At 43.3% G+C, this 13,587-nt stretch carries 14 protein-coding genes; 10 read left to right on the top strand and 4 right to left on the bottom strand.

Annotated features, from left to right (window positions below; all coding sequences use genetic code 11):
- Positions 1–63 precede the first annotated feature (63 nt).
- The 3 genes from minC to FTU90_RS03520 form a co-directional block, all read right to left on the bottom strand.
- Positions 64–774 (bottom strand): septum site-determining protein MinC, encoded by a 711-nt coding sequence (minC, locus tag FTU90_RS03530; RefSeq protein WP_005096035.1) that lies wholly within the window; start codon positions 772–774, stop codon positions 64–66.
- Positions 775–933: 159 nt separating this feature from the next.
- A complete protein-coding gene (locus FTU90_RS03525; RefSeq protein ID WP_005172337.1) occupies positions 934–1,998 on the bottom strand; it encodes a hypothetical protein in 1,065 nt (354 codons plus the stop codon).
- 18 nt (positions 1,999–2,016) lie between these two features.
- Positions 2,017–2,943: an acyltransferase gene (locus tag FTU90_RS03520; protein ID WP_074384134.1), complete on the bottom strand. Its 927-nt coding sequence runs from the start codon at positions 2,941–2,943 to the stop codon at positions 2,017–2,019.
- A gap of 253 nt (positions 2,944–3,196) precedes the next feature.
- On the opposite strand from FTU90_RS03520, the gene FTU90_RS03515 reads away from it, so the two are divergent.
- From FTU90_RS03515 to FTU90_RS03475, 9 genes are all read left to right on the top strand, one after another.
- Entirely contained in the window at positions 3,197–3,850 is a 654-nt protein-coding gene (locus FTU90_RS03515; protein ID WP_074384135.1) for an OmpA family protein, read from the top strand.
- Positions 3,851–3,987: 137 nt separating this feature from the next.
- A complete protein-coding gene (locus tag FTU90_RS03510) occupies positions 3,988–6,027 on the top strand; it encodes a UvrD-helicase domain-containing protein (protein ID WP_005096042.1) in 2,040 nt (679 codons plus the stop codon).
- Positions 6,028–6,074: 47 nt separating this feature from the next.
- The gene (gene dut / locus FTU90_RS03505; protein WP_005172331.1) at positions 6,075–6,527 is read left to right on the top strand and encodes a dUTP diphosphatase; all 453 of its coding nucleotides are present in this window, start codon (positions 6,075–6,077) and stop codon (positions 6,525–6,527) included.
- Positions 6,528–6,907: 380 nt separating this feature from the next.
- Entirely contained in the window at positions 6,908–8,326 is a 1,419-nt protein-coding gene (locus tag FTU90_RS03500) for a phosphomannomutase/phosphoglucomutase (protein WP_034608695.1), read from the top strand.
- Positions 8,327–8,336: 10 nt separating this feature from the next.
- Entirely contained in the window at positions 8,337–9,245 is a 909-nt protein-coding gene (argB, locus tag FTU90_RS03495) for an acetylglutamate kinase (RefSeq protein WP_005096046.1), read from the top strand.
- Positions 9,246–9,377: 132 nt separating this feature from the next.
- Positions 9,378–10,226 (top strand): class II glutamine amidotransferase, encoded by an 849-nt coding sequence (locus FTU90_RS03490; protein ID WP_159138473.1) that lies wholly within the window; start codon positions 9,378–9,380, stop codon positions 10,224–10,226.
- Positions 10,227–10,508: 282 nt separating this feature from the next.
- Positions 10,509–10,964 carry a bacteriohemerythrin gene (locus FTU90_RS03485; protein WP_005096048.1) on the top strand — a complete coding sequence of 152 codons (456 nt, stop codon included), beginning with the start codon at positions 10,509–10,511 and terminating at the stop codon, positions 10,962–10,964.
- Between the two features lie 143 nt (positions 10,965–11,107).
- A complete protein-coding gene (locus FTU90_RS03480) occupies positions 11,108–12,187 on the top strand; it encodes a hypothetical protein (RefSeq protein ID WP_159138472.1) in 1,080 nt (359 codons plus the stop codon).
- Positions 12,187–12,519 carry an RnfH family protein gene (locus FTU90_RS03475; protein WP_005096050.1) on the top strand — a complete coding sequence of 111 codons (333 nt, stop codon included), beginning with the start codon at positions 12,187–12,189 and terminating at the stop codon, positions 12,517–12,519. The genes FTU90_RS03480 and FTU90_RS03475 overlap by 1 nt, the downstream gene beginning before the upstream one ends.
- A gap of 100 nt (positions 12,520–12,619) precedes the next feature.
- On the opposite strand, the gene FTU90_RS03470 is transcribed toward FTU90_RS03475, so the two are convergent.
- Entirely contained in the window at positions 12,620–13,018 is a 399-nt protein-coding gene (locus FTU90_RS03470; protein ID WP_004279275.1) for an outer membrane protein assembly factor BamE, read from the bottom strand.
- Positions 13,019–13,130: 112 nt separating this feature from the next.
- Here FTU90_RS03470 and fur point away from each other — a divergent pair, with 112 nt between their 5' ends.
- A complete protein-coding gene (gene fur, locus FTU90_RS03465; protein ID WP_005096051.1) occupies positions 13,131–13,568 on the top strand; it encodes a ferric iron uptake transcriptional regulator in 438 nt (145 codons plus the stop codon).
- The last annotated feature ends 19 nt before the right edge of the window (positions 13,569–13,587 follow it).

The following is a 13,587-nucleotide window of genomic DNA, read 5'->3' as shown; positions in this document are numbered from 1 at the left end:
ATCCACTCCTGTTATGGTTCAAATCCCCTGTTTAAAATGGGGTTTTTGGTATTTATTTATACATTAAAATTGTAGAGCTTCAAATACAAGCTCTTGTTGATCATTCAAGTAAATATGCACTGATTTCTTAACGACATGCGGGGGAATATCATCCGCTACGCAATAGGTTCCCGCAATCGAGATCAGTTCTGCTTCAAGGCTGTGACAGAAAATACGAGCTGCCGTATTCCCCCCGACACCTGCAATGACACGACCACGTGCGCTGCCATACACATGGATATTGCCTGAAGCAATCAGTTCTGAACCACTGTTGATGCCGGCATTGATAATAATGTCGCCATTATGCTGCACAATACATTGGCCCGTCCGCAGAATTTCATCATGATATGAGGTCACATGCGCAACGATTGGGGCAGCAGCTGCCTGATCATCACTTGTCGCTGCTTCTGGCTTAACTTCTACCACCTGTTCTTTCGTGGCTTTCACTTCTTCTAACTGGCGATCGGGTGGCAGAACCGGGAACTGAATGGAACGCGCCTGATCACCCAGTAAACCCTCAGTCACGGCCATTGGCTGTACATCTAAGTCGATTAACAGCTGAATCAGGGCAATCAGTTCCTGTTCAACTGAACTTTCAATGACGGCCAAAGTGCCAGATGGGAATGCAGCTTGTAATTTTGGGCTAAGTTGCTGGCGGATGGCATCATGATCATTGGTATCTAAGCTAATGCGTATTGCATTGACCATTCTGCCTTTTATCCGTATATCAGCCATAATTCTTCCTTAAATACTTCTGACTTGCTGGTTTTATGTCGAAGCAATGTTGTAAATAGTGCAAATCCTAGAACAAATTGGCGTAATTCTCTAGCGATCTCAGTTATTTTTTTATGCCAACAGAACCGGATGATTTTATCTGGTTCTGCACTTTAAATGTTATCTATCTATTGAGCGCTGATTTTGCTCATGTTCTTCTAAAATCTGTTGCCACTGTTTGACTTTCACCTGTTTTTGGATCGCTTCAAGTGTTTCAAAAACAGCCGATTCGACCAACTTATCAATATGTGGATTATGTTCAATCTGAATCTGGCTGATTTTATCTGAAATTAGGGTAAAAGTCGGATTTTCTTTTTGGCCGGTATGAGTAAAGGGATCAATCAGACCTTGGGTGATATTTTCCCCTAGACGTTGGCCAATACTTTGAATTTGTTGTTCAATCCGGCTGCCGACAAGTGGAATTAATCGCAATAACTGGGTCAGTTCCGGGGTGTCTTCAATGGCTTGATTGACCACTTGCCCGACATTTTTAGCAATCATGGAACGTTGTGCCTGCAACTCTTTACCCAAAGATTCCTGCAAGATGTCTGCCAAGGCAACTGCCAGTAATTTACGATGATGTTCTACCAAATCATCAATCAATTTTTTATGTGATGTACTGGTGCTGAGTTCACGCTTAATACCGTCCAGTACAGTCAGCACCACACGGCTGGAAAGCTCTTCCATCAGCATGTTGTAATAAAAATTGCCTTGACGATACCAGCGCTCGGGAATGACTTTATAACCGTGACTATGCAAGTTATAGCCAATCGCGACCGCACGTAACAGACGCAGAAAGCGCAGTTGTGGAATAATGGAGAGAATTTCATACCAATGTACGAATGGAAAAAACCACCAGCGCCGATGATGGCGCTGAACAATGGCAATGCCCCAACGTGCCAGTAATTCACAGATCAAGAAGGTGGTAAACCAGCCCTCAGTAATAACGACCCAAGGGCGTAAATCACTTTTATAAAACTGCAAAATTTCCGGCAAACGAATGAAGTCAAACAACCATTGACCAAAATCGCTCATTAAAATGGCATTGGCACTGAGACAAAATAGATTAATGATGATTAAGACCATCATAAAAATGTCGTAAATCAGTGCAACTTTCCAGCCCCAGGTGCCTTTACGAATAAACTTAAATGAGCTAGAGGTGATGTCGGGGTTGTCGTTCTTCATAGTTACTCAGGCAAAAAATCAGACAGCGCTTTGGTCAAAGTTCTGCTGCATTTGCGCTATTAGTTGATCTTTTTCAGTCCAGATTTGATCAATCCATTTCTGGAAACGTGCACGGTATTCAGCATCATCTTCATAATTGCCGCCGAGTACCCAGTCAGGAATCTCAATTTTTCTTAAATTTACCGCAATTCGTGGCACTTCACCTAACCAAAATTCACCATAACCCGGAATACCGTCCGGATAAACGATGGTCATATCGACCAGCGCATCAATTTTATCGCCGAGAATACTCAGCGCCAAAGCCAGACCACCGGCCTTAGGTTTAAGTAAGTATTTGTAAGGAGACTGCTGCTGATCATGTTTGTCTTTGGTAAAACGCGTGCCTTCCAGATAATTTAACAGGGTAAAGGGCTGACTGATCAGCTGCTCACAGGATTTACGTGCTTCTTCCATATCGCGGTATTTTAGCGCAGGATTTTTAGCAATCTGTTCCTTGCTATGCCGTTTCATCATCGGAAAACCTAAGATTTTAAAGGCTTGACCGACAAAAGGAATAAAAATAAGTTCCCATTTTGTAAAAAAACGCGTCAGCGGCATACGGGTCAAGCCGAAGTACTGATTGACGGTGGTATCGACCCAGCTTTGATGATTACAGGTCATCAAATAACGGCCCTGCATATTTAAATCAAGTGATTCATCTACTGTTATTTGCCATTCGGTATTGTTGAGCACATTGTCAATCAGCCAGTTATTGACGCCTAACCAGCTGTTGGTAATCTTGATATTGGTTTCATCAACTTTTGCAGATTTTTTAAAAAACTTGGTAAAACCCAGCGCCAGAACCGGAGGGCCATGAAAAAAAGTACTGCCTGTCATCACTGAGGTGACAGCCAAGCCACGTGTAAGTTTTTTTAAAGTTGCTTGTTTATTGCTATTCGATGACATATCAAAACAGTCCCCAGAGATTAATCGCTTAAATTTTTTCATATTTTGAATAATATAATGAGAGTGAGGCAAATAAAAAAGCCTAAAGGCCTAACTATGAAGATATTGTGATGAAGTCCATTGTTTTAGTTACATATAAACATTACAAAATATTGCGAAACGATTTATTATTAACAAAAATTCAATGGTTATCCCGTTCAATTTAAATCATTATTTCGCTTATACAACAAAGCATACAATAAGGAGTCATGCGATGCGTGCACTAGTAATTTCAGCAGCTGTAGCAGGGGCCGTAGCACTTACAGGTTGTCAATCAACTGGTAATAACCTCGGTGGTGTGGAATATGATAAAGCTGCTTTAGGTACTTTAATTGGTGCTGCAGCAGGTTACGGTGTTTCTAAGAGTAATGCGAATACCAGCCGTCAAAACAACCGTGCAGCAGCGATTGGTGCTGTTGTTGGTGGTGCAGCAGGTGTTTATCTTGATAACAAAGAGAAAAAATTACGTCAAGCAACAGCCGGAACTGGCGTAGATGTTAACCGTAATGCAGATGGTTCGATTAACCTTGTAATGCCAGGTAGCATTACATTTGATACCAACAAATCGAACATCAAACCAAACTTCTATGGCACTTTGAATAAAGTGGCTCAAGTATTAACCGAAGATAACCAGAGCGGTATTTTGGTCACTGGCTATACAGACAGTACCGGTAATGACTCAATCAACATCCCGTTGTCTCAAGCACGTGCTAACTCTGTAGCAACTTATTTATCAGGTCAAGGTGTTTCACGTACACGTATTAATGCTCAAGGTTTAGGTTCAGCCAACCCGATCGCAGACAATACAACTGCGGCGGGTAAAGAACAAAACCGTCGTGTAGAAATCGCGGTATATGCTGTTCAATAATCTTTAAACGCATATAAAAAAACCACCTTCGGGTGGTTTTTTTATATCTGAACATTGACCTGATTAATCGTATTTTAAATTAGGCAACTGAGGCAGAGATGACTATAATCGGAGCCGAATCTAGAAGAGGAAGCCATATGTCACTCGCCAGTCAGTTAAATGACAAGCAACTTGAAGCCATGAAATACACTCAAGGACCCTTGTTAGTACTTGCAGGAGCGGGTTCAGGCAAGACTTCAGTGATCACGCGAAAAATCGCATATCTTGTCAAGCATTGCGGGATTCCTGCGCATCGTATTACTGCAATGACCTTTACCAACAAAGCGGCACGTGAGATGAAAGAGCGTGTCAGCAAATTGTTAACCCGTGAAGAAAGTAAAGGCGTTTCAGTTTCGACTTTCCATACCTTTGGCCTGAATATGCTGCGTCTGGAGCTGAAACATACCCCCCTTAAAAATAATTTTTCGATTCTGGATGCTGACGACTGCAAACGTATTCTGATGGATTTGATGCATCGTGACAATTTATCCGGTGCAGAAAGCAAAGAACTGATTGCCAAAGCCATGAAAATGATCTCGGACTGGAAAAATGATCTGATTCCACCCGAGCAGGCGCATACCACTTGTGAAACTGCCGAAGATGTCCAGTTTGCGCATTTATATCAGCTTTATGAACGTAATCTGCGTGCCTATAATGCCGTAGATTTTGATGACCTGATCGTGATGCCGACACGTCTGCTACAGGAAAATGCCGAAGTACGGGATAAATGGCAAAACCGGGTGCGTTATTTGCTGGTCGATGAATATCAGGACACCAACACTGCACAGTATATTCTGGTGAAATTGCTGGTTGGCGTAATGGGGCAGTTCACCGCCGTAGGCGACGATGACCAGTCCATCTATGCCTGGCGTGGGGCTAAACCGGAAAATATGGCCTTGCTGCAACAAGATTTCCCGAATTTAAAAGTGATTAAACTGGAACAGAACTATCGTTCGACCAGTCGTATTCTTAAAGCAGCCAACACCGTGATTGGCAATAACCCGCATATTTTTGATAAAAAACTCTGGTCAGACAAAGGCCATGGTGAAGTGATCCGGGTGATTACTTGCCGTAATGATGATGATGAAGCAGAACGCGTGGTCAAAGACCTGATCACGCATAAATTGATGAATGGGAAAAGCTGGAAAGATTATGCGGTATTATATCGCGGCAATTTTCAGGCGCGTATTTTAGAAACCCATCTCCGTCAGATGCAGATTCCGTATAAATTGTCTGGCGGTCAATCTTTTTTCGCGCGTGCCGAAATCAAGGACATGATGAGTTATTTACGCCTGATCATTAACCCTGAAGATGACAGCGCTTTCCTACGGATTATCAATACGCCAAAACGTGCCATTGGGCCGGTGACACTGGAAAAACTGGGTCTCTTTGCTCAGGAAAATAACCTGTCACTGCTGGCTGCGGCAGCGGATCAGCGTTTGACCATGGCGATTCCGAAAAAGGCCACCACACAATTGGCAGAGTTTGCCGACTTCATTGAGGGCTTTACCCGCAATTTACTTGATGATGATGAACCGGTACCGATCATCCGTCAGATGATGATTGAAGCAGGTTATATCGATTACATCAAGGAAACTGCAGCCACGCCGGCACAGGAAAAAACCAAGCTCGACAATATTGAAGTGCTTTACAGCAGCATCCAAAGCCTGATTAACCGCGCTGAAGATGTCGATGAAAAAAATATTGAAAGCGTGATTCGTAAAATGGTGCTGCTGGATATGCTGGAGCAGCAACAGGAAGAAGAAGATACTGACAAAGTCAACTTGTTAACCTTACATGCTTCTAAGGGGCTTGAGTTCCCTTATGTCTATCTGATCGGGCTGGAAGAAGAAATTCTGCCGCATAAGAACTCGATTGCTGCGGAGACGGTTGAAGAGGAACGTCGCCTGATGTATGTCGGGATTACCCGTGCACGTCAGGGTCTGACCATTACCTTGGCCGAACAGCGCAAGGCTGGCGGACAGATGAAGCAAATGACTCCAAGCCGTTTTCTGGATGAATTACCGGAAGATGAACTGGAATGGTTAGGTCGCAAGAAAAAGCTGGCGGGTAATATCGATCCGAAATTACAGGCGCAGCATTATCTGGATAATTTGCGCAATCTTATCAAACGATAAAGTTCAACGCTTATACATATTTTAAATGCAACAACAGGAATGAACACATGAAAGTTCAGGTGAAAGTCCTTGACTCGCGTCTCGGTCAGGAATGGCCATTACCAACTTATGCCACGACAGGTTCAGCAGGATTGGACTTACGTGCCTGCGTCCATGAAACGACAGTGATTGAACCGGGTCAAACCGTTTTAGTGAAAACAGGCTTGGCGATTTATATCGAAGATCCTGCTTTTGCAGGTTTGATCTTGCCACGTTCAGGTTTAGGTCATAAGCACGGGATTGTGCTGGGTAATCTGGTAGGTCTCATCGATTCAGATTATCAGGGTGAATTGATGGTATCGGTCTGGAACCGTAGTCAGACTGCTTTCAGTCTGGAGCCGGGTGAACGTTTGGCGCAATATGTGCTGGTGCCGGTAGTACAAGCTGAATTTGATCTGGTCAGTGAATTTGAAGCCACTGAGCGTGGTGCTGGTGGCTTTGGCCATACCGGTAAAAACTAAAGAGAAGATGACCTGCAAACAATGAATGGATGTAGGTCATTTCTTAAATACAACAAAGTAAATCCTAAACATAATATGACGCTTAAAATGGAGTTAAAAATAAAAATTTATTTTCTATATAAATAGAGTTATTCAAAATTGAAATTTATATCTTTATTTTAATTTTAGCCGGGGAAATTAAAAATAAATATAATTAAATAAGGACTATTTCATCACAGAAATTTTCTGATTATTCAGTTAACGGTAATATTTTTATAATTGATTGTTACATTGAAATGGTTTAAAAGTAGCGGGTCTTAAAACAAAAACAAATGTTTAAAGTCATGATGATGAAATAAGTCATTTTATATCTCCTTATATTTAGTGAAAAGAACAGTTTTATGGGATCTATGAATCATCTATTCCCCATGCACATTTTTCGAGCCTATGACATACGCGGTAAAGTCAGTGTACTGGGTGCTGGGATTATCGATGCAATTGCTCACGGTTTAGCACAGCAATATCAGGCTGCGGGACAGACACGTGTCGCAATTGGCTATGATGCACGGCTTAGCAGTCCGGCTTTTGCAGAAACCATTCGCCGTATTTTTCAAGCTTATTCGATTGAAGCCACCATTGTCGGTTGTTGTTCCAGTCCGATGCTGTATTTCACCGCACGGCAATTTGATGGCAATGGCATCATGGTCACGGCCAGTCACAATCCCAAAGAAGATAATGGTATTAAATGGATTGTCTCTGGTGAGCCGCCTTGCCCAGAGATGATCCAGCAGGTGGCTCATCTGGCCAAACCACATTATAGCAATCAGCAGCTTTGCCTAGACGAACAGACTCATCAAGTTATTCCAGAATTTTGTCTAAAATATCAGCATGGTATATTAAAAGATATCCAGTTGAAGCGCTCATTTAAAGTGGTTCTGGATGGTCTGAATGGTTCAGCCGGGCGCTGTGCCAATCTGGTGCTTCAAAAAATGGGTTGTGCGGTGATGGCTTTGCGTTGTGATGCCAATGGGCATTTTCCAGACCATGCACCAGATCCTTCGCAAGACAAACATCTGGAGACTTTACGCCAAAGCATCATGCAACAGCAGGCTGATCTGGGCATTGCCCTGGATGGCGATGGCGATCGCGTGGTCTTGATTGATGCACAGGGCCAGATTATCACGGCGGATCAGTTACTGTGCCTGTTTGCCGAAATTTGCCTCACTGACTCAGCACCACGCAAGTTTGTTTATGATGTCAAATGTTCAACCCTGGTGCGAGACACCGTGCAACGTTTGGGCGGTGAGCCGGTGATGATTCGTACCGGAAGCTCATTTCTGAGAACTTATCTGGCACAATCTCAGCAGCAGGCGATTTTTGGTGGAGAATATGCCGGGCATTATGTCTTTAATGATGGCCGTGGCTGGGGCTATGATGATGGACTCTATGCAGCGCTCAGAGTCATGGAATATCTGGATCAAACTGGTCAAAGTCTTGCACAAGCTTTAGCGGCTTATCCGAAACGGCATGGGACCGAAGATCTTTATATTGCAACGCATCATGTGCATCCGGTTGAACTTTTAGACTTTGTTGAACAGCAATCTGAAAGAATTCGTGCGCAAATCAGTAAAATTGATGGGATACGTCTTGATTTTGAGGATGGTTTTGGCATCATTCGAGCATCCAATACAGGTGAGTATTTCACAGTGCGCTTTGATGCCAATGATGCTCAGGGCCTGAATGAAATTCGTCAGCTGTTTGTAGCCATGTTGCGTGACCGTTATCCACAGATCGCTCAAGATATTTTAGATGCTCAATAAGGAGAGGCGAATGCCAAATCAACAAACAGGCATCGACAAAGCACAGATTTTGACAGAAGCTTTGCCGTATATTCAACGCTTTGCGGGTAAAACCCTGGTAGTAAAATACGGCGGTAATGCGATGACCGATCCTGAGCTGGAAAGTTCATTTGCACGTGATATCGTATTATTAAAAACGGTTGGTATTAATCCGATTGTGGTGCATGGTGGGGGGCCACAAGTCGATTCCATGCTGAAACAGTTGGGCCGTGAATCAGACCGTATCGACGGGATGCGCGTGACTGATCCTGCCACGATGGAAGTCGTGGAAATGGTACTTGGCGGTAGTGTCAATAAATCGATTGTGAACCTGATCAACCAGCATGGTGGTCGTGCCATTGGCTTGACCGGTAAAGACGGCAACCTGATTCGTGCACAAAAACTGCTGATGGAAAAAGTGGCTGAAGATGGTTCGGTTCAGCAAATTGATTTGGGTCTGGTCGGTGAAGTCGTTGGCGTAAAAACCGATGTGCTGGAAATGTTCACCAACAGCGATTTCATTCCCGTGATTGCACCGCTGGGTGTGGATGAAGAAGGCAATACCTATAACATCAATGCAGACTTGGTGGCAGGTAAAGTCGCAGAAGCCCTAGGTGCAGAGAAGCTGATTCTGCTGACCAATATTACAGGTGTTCTGGATGAAAATAAAAACCTGCTGACGGGTTTAAGCACTCAGGAAGTTGACCGTCTGATTGAAACAGGTGTGATCTATGGTGGCATGATTCCTAAAGTCGGCTGTGCACTGGATGCGGTCAAAGGTGGCGTAGTGAGCGCGCATATTGTAGATGGTCGTGTGCCACATGCCAGCTTATTGGAAATTTTTACCGATCATGGCGTTGGTACACTGATTACCAACCGTGCCCATCCACCTCGTCCATAAGTTGTTTTTTTGCGGAAAAGAGCCTCAATTGAGGCTCTTTTTTATCTCTATTTATAACTGATAGCTATTTGAAATGACTCGGGTAGTCATGCACAATAAGCATCTAAGAAAATAGAAAGCTGAAACCAGACCATGTGCCAACTGCTCGGAATGAATTGTGCCACCCCGACGGATATTACCTTTTCATTTCGTGGGTTTTCCCAGCGGGCCGGAATTACCTCGGATCATGCCGACGGTTTTGGAATTGCTTTTTTTGAGGATAAAGCCTGTCGCCTATTTGTCGATAACCAGTCTGCGGTTGAATCTCCGATTGCCGAGCTGGTGCGTAACTATCCGATCAAATCCCGTAATGTGATTGCGCACATCCGTAAAGCCACCCAAGGCAAAATCAATCTGGAAAATTCGCATCCATTTAGCCGCGAACTGTGGGGCCGGCAGTGGATTTTTGCCCATAATGGCGATTTGCATGAGTATTTTCCGGTGCTGAGTGGCCGTTTTACCCCAGTCGGCAATACTGATAGTGAGCGCGCTTTTTGCTATTTGCTCGATCAGCTGGTCAAACGCTTTGGTTATGATGAACCGAGTCTGGATCAGGTCTTTGAACTACTTGCTGAGGTTTCACCTACGATTGCAGAACACGGCACTTTTAATTTCTGTCTTTCCAATGGGCAGGCGCTGTTTAGCTATGCCATTACCAAATTGCACTGGCTGGTGCGTGAATACCCGTTTAGACCGGCACAGCTGATTGATATTGATGTCGAGGTGGACTTTAGTCAGGTCACTACGCCTAAGGACAGGGTTGCGGTTATTACCACCGAGCCATTGACACAAAATGAGGAATGGACCGCTTTTCAGCCGGGTGAAATGATTCTGTTTAAAGAGGGTACCAAGTTCCGTTCGCAACTGACTCGGGTAGATCGGTTGGAACGGGAACGTCTAGATCCGTCCTTAAAACGTGTGACCAAAGCAGATTTATATTAAAAATAGATTTTTTTATTTTAAAGATGGGATTTAATTCCTATTTTTTAATATCTTTTTTATTTAAATTAAAGAGAAACCATATTATTAGAAATAGTAGATTGATTAAAAAATATCTGATTCTTATACTCGGGTTTAAAATATATTCCTAATGAAAACAGTTAATTGCAAGGTTTCTCTTAAATTAAGCCGAAAGCCGACTAATTTACTTCATTTTTATTCAAATCAATACGTTATATGATGATTTTTATGTGATAAGTCCTTAATATTTTATAGGTGGTCGTAATGAAAATGAAATGGGTTCCAGACTATAATACTGGTATCGATGTGATTGACGATCAGCACAAACGAATTCTCGATTATATCAATGAAATTGATGAGATCAATGTAAATACCGACCGTGCCCGTATTAAACAGATCCTCGAAAATATTATCGATTATACCCAGTCGCATTTTACTTTTGAAGAATCTCTTCAGGAAGAAGCGGGTTATAAATACCGAGTTCCACATAAACGTGTACATGACCTGTTTATCAAGAAAATCGAGTCTTATCGTGATCGTTTTGAACTGGGGCAGTCGATTGAATCAGAGCTGCATGAAGTATTATCTAAATGGTTAATCAACCATATTCAGCACGATGACGCTGATTATGTCGGCGCAGTCAAAGAAAATATGATGGGCATTATCAAAGAAAAAGAACAGAAAAAAGGTAAAAACTGGTTCGCTCGTTTCTTCTCATAATAAAAGACGTAACGAGATAACAAAAATTACAATTTAATAATAAATTTTGCGCAGCAAATCACTGTCATGGTGGTTTGCTTTTTGTTTTTGATTTTCACCGCTTCACAAGGCAAAATAGCGCTAGATTTTTATAGGAATGCATCATGCAGGACAATGCTATGTCAAAATGGTTATCACCGCTGATGGCTTTCTGTTTATCGTTTATTATCATCGCGACGCTCGCACCGATAACGGGTATACAGATTGATCGTCAGCTGGATTTCTGGATGCTCTGGTTAGCCACTATGCTGATTCTGGCGCTTCCCATCTGCTACTTGGAAATTGCTTTGGCCAAGCGCTCTAAAACAACGGCATTACAGGCACTGTCAACGCTGACCCGTGAAGCAGATGCCTCACAAAAATGGCGTATAGTCGGCTGGCTCAGTGTGATCTTTATTCCTTTTCTGGCCGGTGCCATGCTGAACAATGCCAGCAATGTTCTGGCGCTTGCTGCTCTTGATCTTGCACCGAATCTTTTGTTTATAGGTCTGGTAATTGCCGCTCTGGTCTTGTCACTGCTGCCGCGTCAAATTTTGTTAGTTATTACGGCGATTGGCGTACTGGCATCTCTGATCTTGGCAAATGTGATGGGAACTGCGCTACCTGCATGGCAAGTCACGCCAGTTGAATTCTCGGAATGGGGCAATGCCACCGTATTGGCACTGGTTGCAAGTGGCCTAGGCATGGGCTTGTACTGGCAGTCTAGCCTGAGTGCTGTACAACAGCAGGATGTCGCCAGCAAGACGGTCTTGCCGATCTGGATCGCACAATTGCTTGCTGTGATTGTATTTGCCTTCTTTGCTGTACCAGCACAAATCCCTGCATTTACGTTGGTGGCCGCGATTGTAGCGACTGCTGCATTCATCCTGCAGATGGCACGAGAGCAGTTACAGCAACGTCAGCTTCACCCTGCGATTCAATGGGCGATTATGGCTGTCGTCACCCTGATCTGGGCCATTCCAAATGTGACACCAATGTTCAACGTAGTCTTACTGCTTTGGGGCTTATTGATTTGTTTGATTTACGCGCTCTTTGCGGGCTGGATCATGAAGATCAGCCATTTACGTAAATCAATGAATTTTAGCTCTGAAGGGTTCTATAACCTGTGGCGTATTGCTGTCCGTGTGGTATTGCCTGTTTCGATTATCGTGGCGATGGTCGCTGTTCTAGGACAACTGTTCTGATGAATAATGCACTGATCTGGGTGGCCTATGCGACTCCGGAGCAACAGTTTCATCTGGCTGTACCATTTCAGCCCGGCATGACAGCATTGGATGCCATCCAGCAAAGTGGCATAGTAGAGCAGGTTACCCTACCTGAACCTTTGTCTTTGGGTATCTTCGGTGTACGCTTGCAAGATCATCAGCAGCCACTGGCAGCAGGTGATCGAGTCGAAATTTACCGAGCACTGACTATCAATCCTAAAGATATCCGACGTAAACGTGCCGAGAAAAATCCGGTGGGTCGTTATGCCAGAGGCAATCTTTTAAGAAAGCTGAAACCATCTTCCGAATAGAAAGCGGCTTGAATGAGCATTAGTTTCAATGATCTGCTCAATCAATCGACTTAATCAAAAAAGCCCCTGATGATTCAGGGGCTTTTTCATGAGAAAGCGACTATAGTGGAGGCGCATTTAAAATTGCTTCTTTTGAACCTGGTAAGCCGGGTTGAGATTCTGGAATGGTTTCCAGACCTTCAACACGTTCCACGATACCAGACTGGTTAAAGTAAATTTTCAAATGCTGGCCTTGGGCTGCCGGGATCTTGGCTTTTTTAGCGTAGGTTCCTGGGGTATAGTTATAGATGTAGTCCCAGCGTAAAGGATTCAGCGGATCGCTTACCGTTGGACTGCCCAGTAAGAAACGCACCTGTTGATGACTCATTCCCACTTGAATTTTAGCGGCTTGAGCTTGGGTTAAAGGGGTTCCTTGTGGAATATCTACTTTATAAACACCTAATGTCGAACAGCCGACGAGCAAGGAAGTGACGAATAACGTCAACATGATTTTTTGCATTTTGCTAAACTATCCCAAATTAATTATGATGCATTTGATCCAAGGATAGATCATACTGCATCTAAAGTTTGTTGCATATTCCAACTTTGATTTTGTTGAGAGACCTTTTTACATGACTATTTCAAACCAAGATTTACGAAAAGCTGGACTGAAAGTTACCCTTCCACGAATTAAAATATTAGAATTACTAGAAAATTCAAGACAACATCATTTAAGTGCGGAAGATATTTACAAGACTTTACTCGATCAGGGTGAAGATGTAGGTTTAGCAACTGTGTATCGTGTGTTAACACAGTTTGAAGCCGCGGGTATTATTGAGCGTCATAATTTTGAAAACAATCATTCCGTTTTCGAGATCATGCAGGAAGATCACCACGATCACCTAGTCTGTTTGAATTGCAGCAAAGTCGTTGAATTCATCAATGATACGATTGAAAAAGAGCAGCATGATGTTGCTGAAAAATTTGGTTTTGAATTAACCGGTCACTCTCTGAATCTGTATGGCTACTGCGATGCGCCGGCCTGTCAGGAAGTGTTTCGTAAAAAATAATTTGCGCTCCGGTTGAAAC

Source organism: Acinetobacter sp. YH12200, assembly GCF_013418175.1.
Taxonomy (GTDB): Bacteria; Pseudomonadota; Gammaproteobacteria; order Pseudomonadales; family Moraxellaceae; genus Acinetobacter; species Acinetobacter pseudolwoffii.
Note: the sequence above shows the minus strand (reverse complement) of the source record. Positions and strands in the feature narration are given on the sequence as shown.